Here is a 21019-nt window from a genome sequence, read left to right on the forward strand (position 1 = left end):
CTGTAAACGGTTACATGAAATGAGGAGAAAAGAGAATGAGTACGATTAAAGACGTTGCGAAATTAGCGGGAGTATCTGTTGCGACCGTTTCCAGAGTTCTAAATAAAAATGGATATGTTCACGAAGATACATTAAAAAAGGTAGAGCGTGCAATTGAGATGTTAGATTATAAGCCTAGTACAGTAGCGCGTTCACTGTATAATAAAAAGTCTCGTTTAATTGGCTTAGTTGTTCCAAATATCGTGAATCCGTTCTTTCCAGAAGTTGCACGTGCCGTAGAAGATGTAGCACATAAACAAGGTTACACAGTTGTCCTTTGTAACTCTGATGAAAGTTTAGAAAAAGAGAAACAATACATTGATGTACTTAGACAAAATAATGTAGATGGATTTATTGTAGCAACGAATCCACAAAATAGTGTTAATTACATGAATTTATCTGTTCCGGTTGTTGCGATTGACCGTATGTTTAATGAGCGTATTCCTACTGTATATGCAGATAACTATGCAGGAAGTCAGGCTGCGACAAAGTTGTTACTAGATAAAGGATGTAAACATATTGCACATATTCGCGGTCCACGTGATGTGAGTACTGCAAATGAACGTTTTGAAGGTTTTGTAGACGTTATTACGCAAAATAATCTTTCGTATATGATTGCGGAGAGTACGTTTGATCCAGCAAATAGTGAGCGTGTAGCGATGGAATTATTAGAAGGATACCCGCATATTGATGGTATTGTTGCTGGGAATGATTTAATTGCCATTGGTATTGTAAAGGCTGCACTTCAAAAGGGGATTGCCATTCCAGATGATTTACAAATTATCGGATTTGATGGAATTTCTTTAACAGAAATGATGTATCCATCTATTACAACAGTTGCACAACCGATATATGAAATGGGGAAAATTGCAACAGAGTTGTTGTTAGAGCAAATGGAAGGAAATACATTAGAAGAGAAACACTATCGTTTGCCGATTGAAATTATAGAACGAAATACAACGAAGTAAGGAGATGAAACAGATGCCAAATATTGCAGTAGTAGGAAGCATTTCAATGGACTTAGTGGCTGTTTCAAAAAAACGGCCGAAAGCAGGAGAAACAGTAATTGGTGAAGCGTTTCATACAATCCCAGGAGGGAAAGGGGCAAACCAAGCAGTTGCTGCAGCTAGGTTAGGAGCAAATGTAGCAATGGTTGGAGCTGTAGGAAATGATGATTATGGAACAGTAGTTAGAAAAAATTTAGAGAACGAACGCATTTTTATCGATTATGTGGTACCGGTTACAGATAGAACGACAGGAATTGCTCATATCGTTTTAGCAGAAGAAGATAACAGTATTGTTGTCGTACAAGGGGCAAATGCTCTTGTAAATAAATCAGTTGTAGATCGCTCCAAAGACCTTCTTGTAAAAGCGGATATGGTTGTTCTTCAACTAGAAATTCCACTTGAAACAGTAAAATATGTATTGGCTATTTGTGAGGAACATAATATTCCTGTTATGTTGAATCCAGCGCCAGCACAAGTTTTATCAGAAGAAATTTTAGAAAAAGCAACTTATATTACGCCAAATGAACATGAGTGCCGCATCGTATTAGATGATTTTACATCACCAATTGAAGATTTATTGGCGAAGTATCCAAATAAATTATTGATGACAGAAGGTTCTAACGGTGTCCGCTTCCATAATGGAACGGAGATTGTACATGTTCCTAGCATTGCTGTTGATGTAGTGGATACAACTGGAGCTGGTGATACATTTAATGGTGCGTTAGCAGTTGCACTTTCTGAAGGAGAGACACTTCAAAAAGCAATTCGTTTTGCGAATATTGCTGGTGGTCTTTCTGTAACGAAACTTGGAGCACAGGGCGGTATGCCAACGAGAGATCGAGTACGTGAAGTGCAGGTGATTGTTGGATGAAAAAGCACGGTGTATTAAACAGTGAAATAGCGGCAGTCCTTGCTTCACTTGGGCATACAGATACGGTTGTAATTGCTGATTGCGGGTTACCGATTCCGGATGGAGTAAAACGAATTGATTTAGCTGTTGAGATTGGAAAACCGAGTTTTTTAGAGGTGTTACAAGTTGTAGCTGATGATATGGCAATCGAAAAAGTGACGTTAGCAGAAGAAGTCATTATAAATAATGCGGCAGTAAATAAAGAGATCGAGCAGAAATTAATAGAGCCAGCATTTGAGTATGTATCTCATGAGCAATTTAAAGAGCATACAAAGAAAGCGAAGGCAATTATTCGTACAGGCGAGGCTACGCCTTATGCAAATATAATTTTACATGCAGGCGTGATTTTTTAATAAAGGGAAGTGATGAGAATGCATATTGAAATGAAAAACATTTCAAAGGCGTTCAATGGCAATCCTGTTTTAAAGAATGCACAGTTTATGATTGAAACAGGGGAAGTCCACGCATTGATGGGGGAAAATGGAGCGGGTAAATCAACGCTCATGAAGATTTTAACAGGTGTATACAAAAAAGATGGTGGGACAATCACGATTGATGGGCAAGAGCGCACCTTTAAAAATGCGAAAGAAGCTGAAGAGTACGGCATCGCATTTATACATCAAGAACTAAACATATTGCCGAATTTAACAGTAGCTGAAAATATGTTTCTCGGTAAAGAGTTAATGTATGGGAAAACAGGTATTTTACGCACTCGACAAATGAACGCGATTGCGCAGCAGCAACTAGCAGAGCTAGGATTGCATGTAAGAGGCGCTATGTTAGCAGAGGAATTATCGGTTGGACAACAGCAAATTATCGAAATTGCGAAAGCGTTAATGACACACGCGAGCGTTATTATTATGGATGAACCTACGGCGGCACTGACGGATCGTGAAATCGAAACGCTCTTTACAGTAATCAATAAGTTACGTAAAGAAGGTGTTTCATTCGTGTACATTTCGCATCGTATGGAAGAGATTTTCTCGATATGTGATGCCATTACGATTTTGCGTGATGGAGAATACGTCGGAAAGAGATTAATTCCAGAAACATCATTTGATGAAGTAGTGAGTATGATGGTGGGGCGCAGCATTGGTGAACGCTACCCAGAGCGAAATAGTCAAATTGGTGATGTCATTTTTGAAATGCGTAACGGAACGAAGAAAGGGAAATTTGAAAATGTTTCGTTTCAAGTAAGAAAAGGTGAAATCCTTGGTGTTGCTGGTTTGATGGGAGCTGGACGCACTGATATTATGAAAGCGATATTTGGTTATGAACCTTTAGATTCTGGACAAATTTTTATAAATGGACAAGAAGTAAAGATTGATAGTCCGATAGATGCAATTAGACAGAGAATTGCTTTCATTACAGAAGATAGAAAATCTGAGGGATTAGTGTTAGATTTCTCTATTCGTGAAAACTTATCGCTACCGAATTTAGAAAGTCTTTCAAAAGGAAGTGTTCTGAGCAACGAGCTAGAACAACAGTTTACAGAAGATATGATGAAGCTTCTTAATGTGAAAGCATCTAGCGGAGAGCAGGCAGTGAAGTCTCTTTCTGGTGGAAATCAGCAAAAGATTGTAATCGCAAAATGGCTAGGCATTCATCCGCAATTACTCATTTTAGATGAGCCAACAAGAGGTGTCGATGTTGGAGCAAAAAAAGAAATTTACTCTATAATGAATAAGCTTACAGAGCAAGGCGATGCCGTTATTATGGTATCATCTGAGCTTCCAGAAATTTTAGGGATGAGTGATCGAGTTCTTGTTATTCATGAAGGAAAAGTCGGCGGCATTTTAGGGAAAGATGAGGCATCACAAGAGTCTATTATGGCACTAGCTACAGGGGGAGAGTAAGGATGGCTAAGAAGGGGAATGTATTACAACAACTCGGTTCTTTAATCGGTTTAGTATTAATTATCGTCGTAATTACAGTTTTAAATCCAGCGTTCATTGAAATTCCAAATTTATTCAATATACTGCGTCAAGTATCGATTAATGCGCTTATTGCATTCGGAATGACCTTCGTAATTTTAACAGGGGGTATTGACTTATCGGTAGGTTCTATTTTAGCATTATCAAGTGCACTTGTTGCTGGAATGATGGCAAGTGGCATGGATCCGTTCCTTGCAATGGCAGTTGGACTATTAGCAGGTCTTGTAATGGGAATTATAAACGGTATCATCATTGCGAAAGGAAAAGTAGCTCCATTTATTGCAACTTTAGCAACAATGACTATTTTTCGTGGGTTGACGCTTGTTTATATGGACGGACGTCCGATCACTGGCCTTGGTGATCATTTAATGTTCCAAATGTTTGGCCGCGGTTATTTTCTTGGTATTCCGGTACCAGCTGTTACAATGATGATCGCTTTCGCAGTACTGTACTTCATTTTGAAGAAAACGACATTTGGTCGCCGTACATTTGCAATTGGTGGAAATGAAGAAGCAGCAGCACTATCAGGTATTAATGTTACAAGAATTAAAGTAATGATTTACGGTCTTTCCGGAATTTTGGCAGCGCTTGCAGGTATTGTCTTAACATCACGACTAGATTCTGCACAGCCGACTGCAGGTACTTCTTACGAATTAGATGCAATTGCAGCAGTTGTATTAGGTGGAACAAGTCTTTCTGGGGGAAGAGGATGGATTGTTGGTACGTTCATCGGTGTACTTATTATCGGTGTACTAAATAACGGTTTAAATTTATTAGGTGTATCTTCTTTCTTCCAACAAGTTGTAAAAGGACTTGTAATCTTACTAGCTGTATTAATTGATCGCCGAAAAGAAGCGTAATGGAGGGACAGTTCATGAAGAAATGGTTACTTATACTCGTTGCATGTATTATGGTCATTACTGCCGGTTGTTCAATGGAACCACCAGAATGGGCAAAGGATTCTAGCGATAAAGGTCGAAATAAAACTATTAAAGTTGGATTCTCTGTTTCAACTTTAAATAATCCCTTCTTTGTAACTTTGAAAAAGGGTGCAGAAAAGAAAGCGAAAGATAGCGGCATCGAATTGATTGCTGTTGATGCACAAAATGATGCAGCAAAGCAAACGAACGATGTTGAAGATTTAATTCAAAAGGGTGTCGATGTAGTTGTTATTAATCCGACCGATTCAGATGCTGTTGCTTCAGCAGTAAGTGCGGCAAATGCAGCAAATGTTCCTGTTATTACAGTAGACCGCGTTGCGAATTCAGGTAAGGTTGTTTCTCACATTGCATCTAATAATATCGAAGGTGGTCAAATGGCTAGTGATTACATTCGTGAATTAGTCGGCGAAGGAGCAAACGTTGCTGAGTTAGAAGGAATCCCTGGATCGTCTGCTGCTCGTGAACGTGGGAAAGGATTCCATAACGTAGCCGATAAGTCTTTAAAAGTAGTTGCCAAACAAGCGGCTGATTTTGATAGAGCGAAAGGATTATCTGTTATGGAAAACATTTTGCAAGCAAATGGTGATATTAAAGCCGTGTTTGCGCATAACGACGAGATGGCATTAGGTGCACTTGAAGCATTGAAGTCTGCTGGAAAAACAGATGTAGTAGTTGTTGGATTTGATGCAACAGAAGATGCTGTGAAAGCGGTTAACGATGGGCGTATGGCTGCAACAGTCGCTCAAAAACCGGAATTAATCGGAGAGAAGGCGATGCAAACAGCAAAAGAGATAACACAAGGTAAAAAAGTGGACAAATCTATTCCGATTGAATTAGAGCTTATTAAGAAAAATAAATAAATATAAAATGAAAATTAGGAAGGAAGAATAACAAATGAAATTTTTTATTGATACAGCAAACATTAACGAAATTAAAGAGGCAAATGCATTAGGCGTAGTAGCTGGAGTAACGACAAACCCATCACTTGTAGCAAAAGAAGGCGTAGATTTCCATGAGCGTATTCGTGAAATTTGCAGCTTTATAGAAGGACCTGTAAGTGCAGAAGTAATTAGCTTAGAAGCTGATAAAATGATTGAAGAAGGAAAAGAATTAGCGAAGATTGCTCCAAACGTTGTTGTAAAAGTTCCAATGACAACAGAAGGTTTAAAAGCAGTAAAAGCATTCTCAGATTTAGGAATTCGTACAAACGTTACATTAGTATTCTCAGCAGTTCAAGCATTACTTGCAGCTCGCGCTGGTGCAACATATGTTTCACCATTCTTAGGTCGTTTAGATGATATCGGTCATAACGGTATGGATTTAATTCGTCAAATCGCAGAAATCTTTGCAATTCATGGCATCGAAACAGAAATCATTGCAGCATCTGTACGTCACAGCGTTCACGTAACTGACGCAGCGTTAAACGGTGCACATATTGCAACAATCCCAGCAAACGTAATTGCTTCATTAGTGAAGCACCCATTAACAGATCAAGGAATTGAGAAATTTTTAGCTGATTGGGAAAAAACACAAGAGAAATAATAGAAAATCAAGAATCCTAGTTTAATTGACTAGGATTCTTTTTTATTTAAAAGAATTTTCATGCAATTTTGCATATTGTCTTTTAAATTTGTTATATAAGCTATTTAATATATATCAAATCACTTTTTATTTTTCATATTTCGACATAAAAAGGTAGAGGTTCTGACCAGAAAACTGGAGGGGCATGATTCTATAACAGAAAGCTTAACGTTTATAGAATTATGCCTTTTTATATAGGGAGGGCAGAAAGTAGGGATTTCGATTTAAATACACTGATTTATCTGAATTTTAAGTTTTATAAAAGGAGAGAAATAGAATGAGAAGAAAAGCGCCATTTAAAGTGTTATCATCTTTAGCAATTGCGGCAATTATCGGATGCACATCTGTAATGAGTGCCCCGTTAGCATATGCAGAAACGCCAGCAAAAGAGAAAGAGAATGTGTCTACAACGCCAATTGATTACAATTTAATTCAAGAAGATCGTTTAGCGGAAGCTTTGAAAGAAAGAGGAACAATTAATCCAGCATCTTCTAAAGAAGAGACGAAAAAGGCTGTCGAGCAATATATTGAAAAGAAACAAGGAGATCAGGCGAACAAAGAAATTCTTCCAGATGTTCACTCACAAGAAACGTCTGATTTCACAAAAAAAGTAAAAGAGAAAAAGATGGAAGAAAAGGAAAATGTAAAAAAGACTGAAAAAAATATTAATCTTGAGCAAAAGCCAGAACCAAATAAAAAGCAATTGAATGGGCAAGTTCCAACTTCAAAAGCAAAGCAAGCTCCATATAAAGGAGCTGTTCGATCGGATAAAGTATTAGTGCTACTCGTTGAATTTAGTGATTATAAACATAATAATATTGATCAAACACCAGGTTATATGTATTCGAAAGACTTTAGTAGAGAACATTATCAAAAGATGTTGTTCGGTAAGGAGCCGTATACATTATTTGATGGTTCAAAAGTAAAAACGTTTAAACAATACTATGAAGAGCAGTCTGGTGGTAGTTATACGACAGACGGATATGTAACGGAGTGGCTAACAGTTCCAGGAAAAGCATCTGATTATGGAGCTGATGGTAGCAGTGGTCACGATAATAAAGGTCCGAAAGGTGCACGTGATTTAGTGAAAGAAGCTTTGCATGCAGCTGCTGAGAAAGGACTAGATTTATCTCAGTTTGATCAGTTTGATAGATATGATACAAACGGGGATGGGAATCAAAACGAACCTGACGGTGTAATTGATCATTTAATGGTAATCCATGCTGGTGTTGGTCAAGAAGCAGGTGGTGGTAAATTAGGTGATGATGCGATCTGGTCACATCGTTCAAAATTAGCAGTAGATCCAGTAGCGATTGAAGGTACAAAATCAAAGGTAGATTACTTTGGTGGTAAAGTAGCAGCACATGATTACACAATTGAACCAGAAGATGGAGCTGTAGGTGTGTTTGCACATGAATTTGGACATGATCTTGGATTACCAGATGAATATGACACGAAATATACTGGAAATGGTTCACCAGTCGAAGCTTGGTCATTAATGAGTGGAGGTAGTTGGACAGGGAAAATCGCAGGAACAGAACCGACTAGTTTTTCACCACAAAATAAAGACTTCTTACAAAAGAATATGGGTGGCAACTGGGCAAAAATATTAGAAGTAGATTACGATAAAATTAAGAGTGGTGTGGGAGTTCCTACCTATATTGATCAAAGTGTTACGAAATCAAATCGTCCAGGCGTTGTACGTGTTAACTTACCAGGTAAAAGTGTTGAAACGATTAAACCGGAGTTTGGAAAGCATGCATATTATAGTACAAGAGGCGATGATATGCATACAACGTTAGAGACACCATTCTTTGATTTAACAAAAGGAACAAATGCAAAATTCGATTATAAAGCAAATTATGAGTTAGAAGCAGAGTGCGATTTCGTCGAAGTACATGCAGTAACAGAAGATGGAACGAAAACATTAATTGATAGACTTGGAGAAAAAGTAGTCCAAGGAGATAAAGATACAACAGATGGGAAATGGATTGATAAATCATATGATTTAAGTCAATTTAAAGGCAAAAAAGTGAAACTACAATTAGACTATATTACAGATCCGGCTGTAACATATAAAGGTTTTGCGATGGACAATGTAAATGTAACTGTTGATGGACAAGTTGTATTTTCTGATGATGCAGAAGGACAGTCTAAAATGAATTTAAATGGTTTTGTTGTTTCTGATGGGACAGAGAAGAAAGCTCATTATTACTACTTAGAGTGGAGAAACTATGCGGGATCAGATAATGGTTTAAAAGCAGGAAAAGGTCCAGTGTATAATACAGGTCTTGTCGTTTGGTATGCAGATGATAGTTTCAAAGATAACTGGGTTGGGGTGCATCCAGGTGAAGGATTCCTTGGTGTTGTAGATTCTCATCCAGAAGCGCTAGTTGGTAATTTAAACGGAAAACCAGCATACGGTAATACGGGCATGCAAATTGCAGATGCTGCATTTTCATTTGATAAAACACCAGCATGGAGTGTAAATTCATTAACACGTGGTCAGTTTAACTATTCTGGATTACAAGGTGTTACAACTTTTGATGATTCAAAAGTATATAGTAACAAGCAAATTGCAGATGCAGGAAGAAAAGTTCCAAACCTTGGACTTAAATTCCAAGTTGTTGGACAGGCAGAAGATAAATCGGCAGGCGCTGTTTGGATTAAACGTTAATAACATAAAAGCACATTCTTCATATGAAGAGTGTGCTTTTTAATTTGTACAGTAAGTTATTATTTTAGTTTATGTAATACAAGTGTTTATTCATGTGTAGTGTATCAAATTATGTGAGGAAAGGAAATATTTCCGAGGAAATTGTCGAAGTATCGTCAGTATTTATAAACTTTTTGTTTAAAAGAAGAGATGTATTATTGCCTTTACGGCTCAATTTATTTACATTGTTATTTGGTTATACACAAAAGTAATATATTGGGCAAAAAGAGTTCTATTCGATAGGGCTCTTTTTATAGATAGAAAGGAGTAAGCGATAAATGAAAGAAGTAATTGGATGTCCACAGTGTGAAGGGGATATTACTGTACAGCATATTATTGATCTCCCGCATCCTTTTTCATTAAGGTGTCCACATTGTAAGGTGAAGTTGAAAGAAATAAGGGTAACGCCATGTTTAATATTAGCGATGATTTGTATAATTCCATTGTTTATTATTATTGGAGAGAGTATTAAGGAATTACTAGTAAAATATTTTTCTATTGTAGACAATGTACCAACTGTACTTATTTTCTTTTTATTTTGTTATCCATTGTATTATTTCTATGAAAAATATAATGCTATATTGTTTATTAAATATGGTTTGCTGAAAGTTAAAAGTTGAATTGAATAGGAGATTATCATTATGCTTTGGAAAATATATTTAGTTATTGTAGCAATGTTAGCTATTATTTCGTTAGTAAGGGGTATGTTTCAAACACCAATTCAAAAGTTTGACTTTGTAGTATCTATTATTACGTGGATAGGGCTCTTTGGTTTTGTATTTGATATACAAATATTAACCTCGATTGTTTGGAAATGTATCTTCTTGTTTAGCGTCATTTGGACTTTAACTGCAGTTTTTGTTTTTCGTTTATATGAAGAGCGAGATGAGCCATTACCTTTTATATTTAAATTAATTGGCATTATTCCAACGCTTCCATTATATTACGGATTATATCAATATGCATTTTAAAAAAGACAACGATGGATTATCCCATCATTGTCTTTTTTACTTTGCTTCTTACATAAATCATCCCAGCAAATGTTAATAAAAATGCTGTCCCGATAATGAAGCTGATGCTAGGTGATGCTCCGATTGCGCCGACTGTAAAGGAGCCAGCAACAACTCCTAATGAGAAGAAGGCATAAAATAATCCGAATGCCTTTCCGCGATTATCGTCTGTAGTATTTTCAACGAGTAAAGCGTTAATAGACGGAAAGAGGATTGCGAATCCAATTCCATAAATCATCATTACGATAAAGAGCATACCTTTTGTAGCAAATAATCCGAGTAAAGATAGTGCGAATGCCATAACTGCAATTCCGATTAGCATTAGTTTCGAACGATTAAATCGATCGTAAATACGATTTGTTGGAAGCAAGAAGAAGAGGATAGCAGTAATACCAAATACACTTAACATCATGCCTGTTGTAGATGCTTTAAGCACTAATGCCTCAACTTTTACTGGTAACATATAAGTGACAATTCCTTGTGAAAACATTAATGTGAAAGCACCAATATATGCTTGTAATAACGGTTCTGATTTTAACAGTTCAACCATATCTTCTTTGTTCATCATTTGCGTTCTTGATGTATCTTTTCTTGATACGTTATTTGGTAAGAAGAATAGAGATACGATTGTACCAAGAGCCATTAAAATAGAAATAGTAATGAAGACCCATTCTACGCCAGCTGTTGCTTTCATAATACCACTGAAAGCAGGTCCTACGATTGCCGCTGTTCCAACAGCAGCACCAGATAGAGCCATTGCTTTTCCTTGTCTTTTTGCATTTGTTTGTTTTGATAAAAATGTAAAGGCAGCAGGAATTAAAAAGCCATCACTAAATCCATGCATAAAGCGCACAACTAATAGTTGTTCACCACTTTGAACAACGGTGTATAACAAGACTATGAAACTCGTAATTCCCATGCTTATATAAAGGATTTTTTTTGCACCAAATTTATCGACAGCGGCTCCAGCAATAATATTACCAATCATATTAGCGAATGAGTACATACCGACAACTAGCCCGATAATAAGAGGAGTTCCTCCAAGGCTTTGAGCGAAAGTACTCATAATAGGTAATTGTGAAAATGTATCTAAAAATGCCACGATAACGATAAAGTAAATAAAATATTTCAAGCGATATTCACCTCTCCTATGCTATTATGGCACAATGCTAATTTCACCTGCAATGAAATTGAATTAACAGATGTGGAAAAAAGTACAAAGTGACAAAATATTGAACGTTATTTGTAAAAAATTAGTGGGAATGTGATTGTTTTTTTGAAATATATGGATAGAAGTATTATAATAGAATTGTAAACTTCACCAGGTTAAGTATATACATAGAGAGGGATGTATAAAATGAAAGCACTACTTTGGCATAATCAACGTGATGTACGAGTAGAAGAAGTACCAGAACCAACAGTAAAACCAGGAACAGTGAAAATCAAAGTTAAATGGTGTGGTATTTGTGGGACAGACTTGCATGAATATTTAGCAGGGCCTATTTTTATTCCAACAGAAGAACATCCATTAACACATGTGAAAGCACCTGTTATTTTAGGTCATGAGTTTAGTGGTGAGGTAATAGAGATTGGTGAAGGAGTTACATCTCATAAAGTGGGAGACCGCGTTGTTGTAGAGCCAATTTATTCTTGTGGTAAATGTGAAGCTTGTAAACATGGACATTACAATGTTTGTGAACAACTTGTTTTCCACGGTCTTGGCGGAGAAGGCGGTGGTTTCTCTGAATATACAGTAGTACCAGAAGATATGGTTCATCACATTCCAGATGAAATGACGTATGAACAAGGTGCGCTTGTAGAACCAGCAGCAGTAGCAGTTCATGCAGTACGTCAAAGTAAATTAAAAGAAGGGGAAGCTGTAGCGGTATTTGGTTGCGGTCCAATTGGACTTCTTGTTATCCAAGCAGCTAAAGCAGCAGGAGCAACTCCTGTTATTGCAGTTGAACTTTCTAAAGAACGTCAAGAGTTAGCGAAATTAGCAGGTGCGGATTATGTATTAAATCCAGCAACTCAAGATGTGTTAGCTGAAATTCGTAACTTAACAAATGGTTTAGGTGTAAATGTTAGCTTTGAAGTAACAGGTGTTGAAGTTGTACTACGCCAAGCGATTGAAAGTACAAGCTTCGAAGGACAAACTGTAATTGTTAGTGTATGGGAAAAAGACGCAACAATTACTCCAAATAACTTAGTATTAAAAGAAAAAGAAGTTATTGGTATTTTAGGATACCGTCACATCTTCCCAGCTGTTATTAAATTAATTAGCTCTGGTCAAATTCAAGCAGAGAAATTAATTACGAAAAAAATTACAGTCGATCAAGTTGTTGAAGAAGGATTTGAAGCACTTGTAAAAGATAAAACACAAGTGAAAATTCTTGTTTCACCTAAATAAGATAGAATCGAATAGAGTAGCCCTTTTCTAGAAATAGAAGAGGGCTACTTTTTTTCTATACTGAAAGGTGATAGACTTTCCTTTGACTAAATGTATTTTTGTTTGGAAGGGAGAATCTAATGCTTTCATTTTTGTTAACTTTAAAGCGAATGTTAAGAGCTTGTTTACGAGCGTGGAAAGATAAAGAATTTCAAGTATTATTCATATTAACAATTTTGACTTTAATATCGGGTACGATTTTTTATAGTACAGTTGAAGGATTACGTCCTATTGACGCTTTATATTTTAGTGTGGTCACGTTGACGACTGTCGGTGATGGGAATTTTAGTCCGCAAACTGATTTCGGAAAGATATTTACAATCTTATACATTTTTATTGGCATTGGATTAGTGTTTGGATTTATTCATAAGTTAGCAGTTAATGTACAATTGCCAAGTATATTATCGAATAGAAAAAAAGAGTAAAGCATGTGGGTGCTTTACTCTTTTTTTACATTAGTTTAGACAAGCCTTAATAATAGTTTATTAAAATGAAAGTGTATTCATTCATTATATTCACTGTGTATAAAGTTATAATGATATGAACATTTGCATATTTTAATTTATTGATAGAAATTTCGTGAAAGGTGGGATATTCTAGTCATAGGTTAACCGGACGACATCATAGGATCCTAACAAAATGTTTACAATAATTCAATTATAAAATGGAGGATTTTATATGAAAAAGAAAGTACTTGCTTTAGCAGCGGCTATTACATTAGTTGCTCCATTACAAAGTGTTGCATTTGCTCATGAAAATGATGGGGGACAGAGATTTGGAGTTATTCCGCGCTGGTCTGCTGAAGATAAACATAAAGAAGGCGTGAATTCTCATTTATGGATTGTAAATCGTGCAATTGATATTATGTCTCGTAATACAACACTTGTAAAACAAGATCGAGTTGCACTATTAAATGAATGGCGTACTGAGTTAGAGAACGGTATTTATGCTGCTGACTATGAAAATCCTTATTATGATAATAGCACATTTGCTTCACATTTCTATGACCCTGACAATGGGAAAACTTATATTCCGTATGCAAAGCAGGCAAAGGAAACTGGAGCTAAATATTTTAAATTAGCTGGTGAGTCTTACAAAAATAAAGATATGAAACAAGCATTCTTCTATTTAGGATTATCTCTTCATTATTTAGGTGATGTAAACCAACCAATGCATGCGGCAAACTTTACGAATCTTTCGTATCCACAGGGATTCCATTCTAAATATGAAAACTTTGTAGATACGATAAAAGATAATTATAAAGTAACGGATGGAAATGGATATTGGAACTGGAAAGGTACGAATCCAGAAGATTGGATTCATGGAGCGGCAGTAGTTGCGAAACAAGATTACGCTGGCATTGTAAATGATAATACGAAAGATTGGTTCGTGAGAGCTGCTGTATCACAAGAATATGCAGATAAATGGCGCGCTGAAGTTACACCAATGACAGGTAAGCGTTTAATGGATGCACAACGTGTTACTGCTGGATATATTCAGCTTTGGTTTGATACGTACGGAAATCGTTAAGTATTTAAAAAAGGTCAAATCTCAGAATAGAGTATTTGGCCTTTTTATCACTATACAATACATGGAGGTATGAAACGTGAAAGGTAAATTGCTAAAAGGTGTACTTAGCTTAGGTGTTGGTTTAGGAGCTTTATATAGCGGAACGGCAGCTCAAGCAGAAGCATCTACAAATCAAAATGATACATTAAAAGTGATGACGCATAATGTATATATGCTATCAACAAACTTATATCCGAACTGGGGACAAACTGAGCGTGCTGATTTAATCGGGGCGGCAGATTATATAAAGAATCAAGATGTAGTTATATTAAATGAAGTGTTTGATAATAGCGCTTCAGATCGTTTATTAGGGAATTTAAAGAAAGAATATCCAAATCAAACAGCAGTATTAGGTCGTAGTAGTGGAAGTGAATGGGATAAAACGTTAGGAAACTATTCATCTTCAACTCCTGAAGATGGTGGCGTTGCCATTGTGAGCAAATGGCCAATCGCTGAAAAGATTCAATATGTATTTGCAAAAGGATGCGGGCCAGATAATTTATCGAATAAAGGATTTGTATACACGAAAATTAAGAAAAATGATCGCTTTGTTCATGTAATTGGTACGCATTTGCAAGCGGAAGATAGTATGTGCGGAAAAACTTCACCTGCATCTGTACGTACAGACCAATTAAAAGAAATTCAAGATTTTATTAAAAATAAAAATATACCAAATAATGAGTATGTGTTAATTGGTGGTGATATGAACGTAAATAAGATAAATGCAGAGAACAATAATGATTCAGAGTATGCATCTATGTTTAAAACATTGAACGCTTCTGTACCATCTTATACTGGACATACAGCGACTTGGGATGCAACGACAAACAGTATTGCAAAATATAATTTCCCTGATAGTCCTGCCGAATATTTAGATTATATTATTGCAAGCAAAGACCATGCGAACCCATCGTATATAGAGAATAAGGTGTTACAGCCGAAATCTCCACAATGGACTGTTACATCGTGGTTCCAAAAATATACGTATAATGATTACTCTGATCATTATCCAGTAGAGGCGACTATTTCTATGAAGTAGTTTCAAAAAGTTTCTTCGTAAAGAAGAAACTTTTTTTATTTGCAAACAGGAAAATCATACTTTCTTTCCAATATGTATAAGACATATTGAGAAGAGGAGAGAAAAATGTGGATCGAGGAATTTTTAAAGAAGTTCCATTACCGTGTGCATTTTTGGATGAAGTGGCTTTAGATAGAAATATTCAATCGATTATAGAGTTAAGTGGAAATAAGAAGATTCGTATAGCGAGTAAATCGTTACGTTCTGTTCCGATTATGCAAAAGATTTTAGCTGCAAATGATCGATTTCAAGGTATTATGTGCTTTTCACCTAGAGAGATTTTATTTTTAATAGAACAAGGATTTAATGATTTATTGCTCGGATATCCTGCTTATGATGAAAGAGCTTTGTATGAAATTAGTTTGCTAACAAAGAAAGGTTTCATTATAACTTGTATGGTGGATTGTGAAGAGCATATTGTGTATTTAGAAAAAATTGCTGAGAAATCTAAAGGATGTTTTCGTGTTTGTTTGGATATTGATATGAGTAGTCGTTTTTTAAAATTTCATTTTGGTGTACAAAGATCCCCAGTAAAAAATGTGCAGGATGCGTTGAAAGTAGTAGAAAAGGTGAGAAGGTCATCATATTTAATGTTAGATGGTGTGATGGGTTATGAAGCTCAAATTGCTGGGGTGGGCGATCATATACCGAATCAATGGCTGAAAAGTAAAGTGATTTCGTATTTAAAGAAGAAATCAGTGTTAGAAGTTAAAGAAAGAAGAGAACATATTGTAAAAGCAATACAAAACCTTGGTATTGAGCTAAGGTTTGTAAATGGAGGGGGAACAGGAAGCATAAAAACAACAGAGAAAGATAATTCAGTTTCAGAGATTACAATAGGTTCTGCTTTTTATTCTCCGAAGCTGTTTGATTATTATAAAGAGGTGAAATTTCATCCAGCGGTCGGATTTGCCTTACCAGTTGTGCGTAAACCAGTCCCGTTTATTTACACTTGCCTAGGTGGTGGATATATTGCTTCAGGAGCAGTTGGAAAAGATAAAGAGCCTGAAGTTTGGAGACCGAAGGGTGCAAAACTATTAGCTTTAGAAGGTGCTGGCGAGGTACAAACGCCAATTTTTTATAGCGGCGAGGAACGAGTGGATATAGGAGAGTCCATTTTGTTTCGTCATAGTAAGGCTGGTGAATTATGTGAGCGCTTTCCTTTTTTGTATCGTGTTAAAAAAGGAGAGATTGTTGGGGAGTATTCAACATATCGGGGGGATGGCCAATGTTTTCTATAAAGGGGCAAAAGTGGAGGAATTGGACAGGGAATGTAGAAGGAACGCCGCATTATACGATGTATCCAGAAAGTATACAAGATGTAGTAGAAGTAGTGGGGCTTGCACGAAAAAAGGGGCGGAAAATTCGTGTTGTTGGTTCAGGACACTCGTTTACACCCCTTGTGCAAACCGAAGAAGTTTTAGTTTCTTTAGATGAATTGAAGGGCATTGTGAATATTGATGAAGAGAAGATGGTCGCTGAAGTGTGGGCAGGAACAAAGTTATATGATTTAGGAAAGTTACTTGAGGAAAAAGGTTATGCGCAAGAAAATTTAGGGGATATTGATTCACAATCTATTGCAGGAGCGATTAGTACGGGAACTCATGGGACGGGTGTTACCTTTGGGAGTTTATCAACACAAGTTATAGAGATTACCGCAGTTTTATCTACAGGTGAGAGTATAGTTTGTTCGGAAACTGTGAATGTGGAATATTGGAGAGCGTTTCAGTTGTCACTTGGAATGTTAGGTATCATTGTAAAGATAAAATTGAAGGTTATTCCAGCGTATTCACTCGTTTATGAAAGTGAAAAACAGTCATTATCTACTGTAATGAACAAACTAGAAGAATATAAGAAGCATCGTCACTTTGAATTTTTCGTTTTTCCTTATTCTGATGAAGTACAAGTAAAACTTACGAACGAAACAACGAATCAAGGCAGTGATTTGAAATGGCATAAACTAAAGGTGGAGTTACTTGAAAATAGGATGTTCTCTTTGCTATCTAAAGGGTGTAAATGGTTTCCGTCTATAAGTAAAGGAGTGAGCCGATTATCAGCTAAGGCTGTACCAAACACAAAAATAATTGGCCCGAGCTATGAAGTATTTGCTACATCACGTACGGTACCATTTTATGAAATGGAGTATAGCATTCCTTCAAAGTATATGAGGACGGTTGTAGAAGAAATCTCAAATCTTATTGAAAAGAAAAAGTATAAGGTGCACTTCCCGATCGAATGCCGCTATGTGAAAGGTGATGATATCTGGCTTAGTCCAGCCTATGGAAGAGATTCAGCGTATATCGCTGTTCATATGTATAAAGGTATGAAATATGCTGCTTACTTTGGCGAAGTGGAAAAAATTTTTCTGAAGTATGAAGGGCGTCCGCATTGGGGGAAAATGCATACATTATCGTATGAGCAATTACAAGATATATATCCAGAGTTTCATTCGTTTTTACAGGCGAGGAAGTCTCTAGATGAACTTGGAATGTTTTTTAATCCTTATGCAGAAAAGTTATTTATCCCGCTATTTGCCGGGCAGTAAGACCCCCACCTCAAAATTCAGTGGAAGCAAAGAAGTTAGGTGGGGGTCGGGCTGCCCGTAAAAGCCCGATTGGTTCAACTAATAATCAGTGGGGGATGAAGAAAACCCCCACTGATTAAAGTTTCACTTTATCCCGCTATTTGTCGGGCAGTAACACTCACGTCTCAAAATTCGCTGGGAGATAACCGCCCGTTTGGGAAGGGCTGATTAAAGTTTCACATTATGTATATGAAAAAGCTGACAAATAATTATTTGTCAGCTTTTTTTAGTGTAATTGCATTTCTTGTATGACTAATATGTTCATAAAATAGTAGTTTATCACGGCTAAATACATGCAGTAAAACATGAATAATGAATAGGCCGTTAATGATAAATAGGAATAACAATGTAACGAGTAATACTAAAGGTTCTGTATGATTTAACATAGAGCTACTAGAAAGAATATAATTGATTCCGCCTAACGCAAAATAAAATATACCGTAGCGAATAAATAGTTCTTTTAATGTAATACGATCTGATTTTCCTTTCAAATGAATGCGAAGCAATGCTTTCCCAATTGTTTTTCCATTCGTAAAGTATGGAAAAACAATAAAATAAATAAGGATTGAACACGTAATGAAAATGAGTTCATACATATTGGTGTAAGATTGCATATTAGAAACGAAGAAAGAATTTCCTTTGTTTTTAACGACAGGTACAACGATAGATAAGAAGATCCAATCAATTTGCATCGCGATAAGGCGACGAATAAATCCGACTGGTTTCGTTTCTAAATCAATATGACTATCTAACTCGTTTGTCTTCGGAAGGAAGTACGTAAATATTGGTGCAATGATAAAACCAATTACGCCACCTAATGTATTTAAAAACAAATCATCGATATCGAATAATCGGTATGCACAATTGTATATACCGTATAATCCAGTCACTTGTGTTAGCTCGAAAAATAGTGAAAAGAAAAAGGAAATGCAAATTGTTTGTAAGAAACTACGTCGGAAATAATAACGTAAGTAAATACCGAATGGAACAGTTAATAGGACATTAAATGCAACTTGTAAAAAAGCAGACTCTTTTAATAAGTAGAAATAAGTAGCCGGTTTCGTTAAAACTGCCGATGTATGACTACTAATCTCTTGTATGAAATAAAATGGTGAGAGTTGCATGTGTTGTGTAATAGCCGATTGTAGGCTACAAGTATCAAACGTTTGTGGCAACGGCAAAATAACAAGAAAATAGGCATTTAATAAGTAAAGTAATAATGAGTATAAAATAAATGAGCGCCATTTATTTAAATAACCGTATTTTCGATAATTAAATATTAGAAAAGGGATTAAAAGAAACATTGCTAAAAAGGGAAATAAAATAAATGCTGTTTTTACTGGAAATAAATATGCAGTCAAAGTGAAACTCCTTTCAATAAAAATTCGTTTATCATTATAGCGCTAAAAATATTTAAATACAAAGTTAAAATCTTTCGAAATAGAAATAATTACTAATTTTATAGGAATTAAGTTATAATAAATTTAATATAAGGATATTATGATTATGTAAGTTGAGAGAGGGTACAAGAGATGCGATATGAACTTTTTTCTGTAAGTGGGGATCATATTACGACTTTTGAAAGTGCATGGCGTTTTCAGGAGGGAGAACAGATTTTTGTTCATGATGATCAAACAAAAAGAAACTTTATTATTATTCGTCTGACGCATGATGTATTTCAACAAAATAAACATGTTATTCGTTTGTATTGTCAAGAAAAGAAAGTGTATGCATAAGAGAAGCCCTCTTACAGTATGAAAAGTAAGAGGGTCCTTATCTTGTTATTTGTGAACAGCCCGATTGACGAGGGCTGATTAAAGTTTCACTTTATCATTTTCCCCCTCGTAAGGAATAAAAAAAGAAGGGTTAATGCACATAGGTAGCATTTGATTTGGAAGAAAGGATATAGCCTTGTATTTTTTGCTTCAAAGTTTCATTGTTTTCTCTTTGAGAAAGCCATGTATGGTAATCTTGTTGTGTTTTCCATAACATACGAATCATATATTCTGCCTTATCATTTGTATGATGAACAGGTGAAAACTCTATGTTAATACAACCGTTCGTTCCGGGGGAAGGATAATATTGTTTAAGCCCATAAAGTAGCTCATTTTTATATTCGTACTTCATGTGAATGAGTTTAGTAACTATAAACATATAAACACCTCTTTTACGATAATAGTAGGAAAGATAGAATTACTATAATAGTGAACTTAAATGATATCATACTATTCAGAAAATTCAAAGTAAATGATAGATTTTAACTTAATAAAGGTATAAAAAAGCGAGTCATCTAGTGTAATAGAATGACTCGCTTTCAATTTGTAAGTTTCATTTTATAAGAAAATAAGAGTAAGTACACCTACGATAATACAATAGAAAGAGAAATATTTTAAATTTCCTTTTGCCATAATGTTCATAAACCATTTTAGTGAAATATACGTCATGATAAATGTTGCGATGAATGCAACGACATATGGTACGAATAATGTGTCTAGATTTGGATCATTTGCAATGTCTGTAATGCTTAACAATAAGCCACCTAAGCTAACAGGAATGTATAGTAAGAATGAGAAGCGAAGAGCTGTTTCTTGCTTCATCCCAAGTAACATTGCTGCTACGATTGTGGCACCAGATCGGCTTATTCCGGGAATCAGTGCGCAAGCTTGTGCTAATCCGACGATGATTGCATCTTTCATAGAAAGGTCGCCATCATTTTTACGACCGCGTAAATTTCTAATAATCCAAAGGCCGACAGCAGTAATAAGAAGAGAAATCCCAACCATCTTCACACCTTTTAAGTACTGATCGATGTAATCTTTAAATAAAACACCAATAACACCTGCTGGAATGGTTGCAATAACAAGATAAATAATAAAGAAGAAATCTGATTTTGCGTCTTCTGCTCTTGTAAATATATAAGAGAGACCATTCTTCGTTAGACGAATTAAATCATTTCTATAAATAAGTAATACAGCTAATAATGAAGCTGAATTAACAAGTAGTTCGAAGCTAAATCCTTCTATTTTTAGTCCTAGCAAATGTTGTGCTAAAACGAGGTGACCACTTGAAGAAATCGGAATTGGTTCTGTTAGTCCTTGGAACAGACCGAGAATTAAATATTTTAAAACGTAGTAAAATTGTTCCATAATAACCTCCTTGTTTATTAGTTGAAAGAAACAACTTTTCCATTATAACAAAGAT

Annotated in this window: 21 protein-coding genes; 17 read left to right on the top strand and 4 right to left on the bottom strand. The window is 35.8% G+C overall.

What is annotated here, in order from left to right:
* Window positions 1–35: 35 nt before the first annotated feature.
* The 10 genes from rbsR to JFU02_RS22855 all read left to right on the top strand — a co-directional run bounded on the left by rbsR (window position 36) and on the right by JFU02_RS22855 (window position 10099).
* Window positions 36–1007, top strand: coding sequence for a ribose operon transcriptional repressor RbsR (gene rbsR / locus JFU02_RS22810; RefSeq protein WP_061668127.1), 972 nt, complete (start codon window positions 36–38; stop codon window positions 1005–1007).
* A gap of 13 nt (window positions 1008–1020) precedes the next feature.
* Window positions 1021–1917: a ribokinase gene (gene rbsK, locus JFU02_RS22815; RefSeq protein WP_001132865.1), complete on the top strand. Its 897-nt coding sequence runs from the start codon at window positions 1021–1023 to the stop codon at window positions 1915–1917.
* Complete coding sequence (rbsD, locus tag JFU02_RS22820) at window positions 1914–2309, top strand: D-ribose pyranase (protein ID WP_000716149.1); 396 nt, start codon at window positions 1914–1916, stop codon at window positions 2307–2309. Before rbsK ends, rbsD begins: the two co-directional genes overlap by 4 nt.
* 18 nt (window positions 2310–2327) lie before the next feature.
* Complete coding sequence (rbsA, locus tag JFU02_RS22825) at window positions 2328–3812, top strand: ribose ABC transporter ATP-binding protein RbsA (protein WP_098013721.1); 1485 nt, start codon at window positions 2328–2330, stop codon at window positions 3810–3812.
* 2 nt (window positions 3813–3814) lie between these two features.
* A complete protein-coding gene (locus JFU02_RS22830; RefSeq protein WP_001074648.1) occupies window positions 3815–4750 on the top strand; it encodes an ABC transporter permease subunit in 936 nt (311 codons plus the stop codon).
* A gap of 14 nt (window positions 4751–4764) precedes the next feature.
* The gene (gene rbsB / locus JFU02_RS22835; RefSeq protein WP_000758975.1) at window positions 4765–5691 is read left to right on the top strand and encodes a ribose ABC transporter substrate-binding protein RbsB; all 927 of its coding nucleotides are present in this window, start codon (window positions 4765–4767) and stop codon (window positions 5689–5691) included.
* Between the two features lie 34 nt (window positions 5692–5725).
* Window positions 5726–6373 (top strand): fructose-6-phosphate aldolase, encoded by a 648-nt coding sequence (gene fsa / locus JFU02_RS22840; protein ID WP_000667666.1) that lies wholly within the window; start codon window positions 5726–5728, stop codon window positions 6371–6373.
* Between the two features lie 316 nt (window positions 6374–6689).
* Window positions 6690–9089, top strand: coding sequence for a M6 family metalloprotease immune inhibitor InhA2 (gene inhA2 / locus JFU02_RS22845; RefSeq protein WP_001252980.1), 2400 nt, complete (start codon window positions 6690–6692; stop codon window positions 9087–9089).
* Between the two features lie 317 nt (window positions 9090–9406).
* The gene (locus tag JFU02_RS22850) at window positions 9407–9748 is read left to right on the top strand and encodes a hypothetical protein (RefSeq protein WP_000665760.1); all 342 of its coding nucleotides are present in this window, start codon (window positions 9407–9409) and stop codon (window positions 9746–9748) included.
* Between the two features lie 21 nt (window positions 9749–9769).
* Window positions 9770–10099, top strand: a complete 330-nt coding sequence (locus JFU02_RS22855; protein ID WP_000964465.1) for a hypothetical protein — start codon at window positions 9770–9772, stop codon at window positions 10097–10099.
* Between the two features lie 16 nt (window positions 10100–10115).
* Here JFU02_RS22855 and JFU02_RS22860 read toward each other — a convergent pair whose 3' ends face one another.
* Window positions 10116–11270: an MFS transporter gene (locus tag JFU02_RS22860; protein ID WP_097960547.1), complete on the bottom strand. Its 1155-nt coding sequence runs from the start codon at window positions 11268–11270 to the stop codon at window positions 10116–10118.
* 225 nt (window positions 11271–11495) lie between these two features.
* On the opposite strand from JFU02_RS22860, the gene bdhA reads away from it, so the two are divergent.
* The 6 genes from bdhA to JFU02_RS22890 all read left to right on the top strand — a co-directional run bounded on the left by bdhA (window position 11496) and on the right by JFU02_RS22890 (window position 17779).
* On the top strand, window positions 11496–12548 hold the full coding sequence (gene bdhA, locus JFU02_RS22865) for a (R,R)-butanediol dehydrogenase (RefSeq protein ID WP_000645827.1): 1053 nt from the start codon (window positions 11496–11498) through the stop codon (window positions 12546–12548).
* Between the two features lie 119 nt (window positions 12549–12667).
* A complete protein-coding gene (locus JFU02_RS22870) occupies window positions 12668–13012 on the top strand; it encodes a potassium channel family protein (RefSeq protein WP_000948207.1) in 345 nt (114 codons plus the stop codon).
* 253 nt (window positions 13013–13265) lie between these two features.
* Complete coding sequence (gene cerA, locus JFU02_RS22875) at window positions 13266–14117, top strand: phospholipase CerA (protein WP_000730997.1); 852 nt, start codon at window positions 13266–13268, stop codon at window positions 14115–14117.
* Between the two features lie 76 nt (window positions 14118–14193).
* Entirely contained in the window at window positions 14194–15195 is a 1002-nt protein-coding gene (gene sph, locus JFU02_RS22880; protein WP_000676784.1) for a sphingomyelinase C, read from the top strand.
* Window positions 15196–15302: 107 nt separating this feature from the next.
* The gene (locus JFU02_RS22885) at window positions 15303–16475 is read left to right on the top strand and encodes an amino acid deaminase/aldolase (protein WP_000373744.1); all 1173 of its coding nucleotides are present in this window, start codon (window positions 15303–15305) and stop codon (window positions 16473–16475) included.
* On the top strand, window positions 16463–17779 hold the full coding sequence (locus JFU02_RS22890; RefSeq protein ID WP_086407017.1) for a D-arabinono-1,4-lactone oxidase: 1317 nt from the start codon (window positions 16463–16465) through the stop codon (window positions 17777–17779). The genes JFU02_RS22885 and JFU02_RS22890 overlap by 13 nt, the downstream gene beginning before the upstream one ends.
* Before the next feature lie 248 nt (window positions 17780–18027).
* Here JFU02_RS22890 and JFU02_RS22895 read toward each other — a convergent pair whose 3' ends face one another.
* Window positions 18028–19179 carry a VanZ family protein gene (locus JFU02_RS22895; protein ID WP_201071677.1) on the bottom strand — a complete coding sequence of 384 codons (1152 nt, stop codon included), beginning with the start codon at window positions 19177–19179 and terminating at the stop codon, window positions 18028–18030.
* A 171-nt stretch (window positions 19180–19350) separates the two neighbouring features.
* Here JFU02_RS22895 and JFU02_RS22900 point away from each other — a divergent pair, with 171 nt between their 5' ends.
* Window positions 19351–19554, top strand: a complete 204-nt coding sequence (locus JFU02_RS22900; protein ID WP_001268332.1) for a hypothetical protein — start codon at window positions 19351–19353, stop codon at window positions 19552–19554.
* A 130-nt stretch (window positions 19555–19684) separates the two neighbouring features.
* Here JFU02_RS22900 and JFU02_RS22905 read toward each other — a convergent pair whose 3' ends face one another.
* Window positions 19685–19972 (bottom strand): hypothetical protein, encoded by a 288-nt coding sequence (locus JFU02_RS22905; RefSeq protein WP_098013707.1) that lies wholly within the window; start codon window positions 19970–19972, stop codon window positions 19685–19687.
* A gap of 179 nt (window positions 19973–20151) precedes the next feature.
* Window positions 20152–20964: an undecaprenyl-diphosphate phosphatase gene (locus JFU02_RS22910; protein ID WP_000434794.1), complete on the bottom strand. Its 813-nt coding sequence runs from the start codon at window positions 20962–20964 to the stop codon at window positions 20152–20154.
* Between the last annotated feature and the right edge of the window lie 55 nt (window positions 20965–21019).

The organism is Bacillus sp. TH13, from assembly GCF_016651175.1.
Lineage (GTDB): Bacteria > Bacillota > Bacilli > Bacillales > Bacillaceae_G > Bacillus_A > Bacillus_A thuringiensis_S.

What these genes read in the sequence shown, in the direction of transcription:
- rbsR (WP_061668127.1), top strand. Translation starts at nt 36, where the DNA reads ATGAGTACGATTAAAGACGTTGCGAAATTAGCGGGAGTATCTGTTGCG.
- rbsD (WP_000716149.1), top strand. Translation starts at nt 1,914, where the DNA reads ATGAAAAAGCACGGTGTATTAAACAGTGAAATAGCGGCAGTCCTTGCT.
- JFU02_RS22910 (WP_000434794.1), bottom strand. Translation starts at nt 20,964, where the DNA reads ATGGAACAATTTTACTACGTTTTAAAATATTTAATTCTCGGTCTGTTC.
- fsa (WP_000667666.1), top strand. Translation starts at nt 5,726, where the DNA reads ATGAAATTTTTTATTGATACAGCAAACATTAACGAAATTAAAGAGGCA.
- JFU02_RS22900 (WP_001268332.1), top strand. Translation starts at nt 19,351, where the DNA reads ATGCGATATGAACTTTTTTCTGTAAGTGGGGATCATATTACGACTTTT.
- rbsK (WP_001132865.1), top strand. Translation starts at nt 1,021, where the DNA reads ATGCCAAATATTGCAGTAGTAGGAAGCATTTCAATGGACTTAGTGGCT.
- bdhA (WP_000645827.1), top strand. Translation starts at nt 11,496, where the DNA reads ATGAAAGCACTACTTTGGCATAATCAACGTGATGTACGAGTAGAAGAA.
- rbsA (WP_098013721.1), top strand. Translation starts at nt 2,328, where the DNA reads ATGCATATTGAAATGAAAAACATTTCAAAGGCGTTCAATGGCAATCCT.
- JFU02_RS22870 (WP_000948207.1), top strand. Translation starts at nt 12,668, where the DNA reads ATGCTTTCATTTTTGTTAACTTTAAAGCGAATGTTAAGAGCTTGTTTA.
- JFU02_RS22890 (WP_086407017.1), top strand. Translation starts at nt 16,463, where the DNA reads ATGTTTTCTATAAAGGGGCAAAAGTGGAGGAATTGGACAGGGAATGTA.
- JFU02_RS22855 (WP_000964465.1), top strand. Translation starts at nt 9,770, where the DNA reads ATGCTTTGGAAAATATATTTAGTTATTGTAGCAATGTTAGCTATTATT.
- JFU02_RS22830 (WP_001074648.1), top strand. Translation starts at nt 3,815, where the DNA reads ATGGCTAAGAAGGGGAATGTATTACAACAACTCGGTTCTTTAATCGGT.
- JFU02_RS22905 (WP_098013707.1), bottom strand. Translation starts at nt 19,972, where the DNA reads ATGTTTATAGTTACTAAACTCATTCACATGAAGTACGAATATAAAAAT.
- rbsB (WP_000758975.1), top strand. Translation starts at nt 4,765, where the DNA reads ATGAAGAAATGGTTACTTATACTCGTTGCATGTATTATGGTCATTACT.
- inhA2 (WP_001252980.1), top strand. Translation starts at nt 6,690, where the DNA reads ATGAGAAGAAAAGCGCCATTTAAAGTGTTATCATCTTTAGCAATTGCG.
- JFU02_RS22850 (WP_000665760.1), top strand. Translation starts at nt 9,407, where the DNA reads ATGAAAGAAGTAATTGGATGTCCACAGTGTGAAGGGGATATTACTGTA.
- cerA (WP_000730997.1), top strand. Translation starts at nt 13,266, where the DNA reads ATGAAAAAGAAAGTACTTGCTTTAGCAGCGGCTATTACATTAGTTGCT.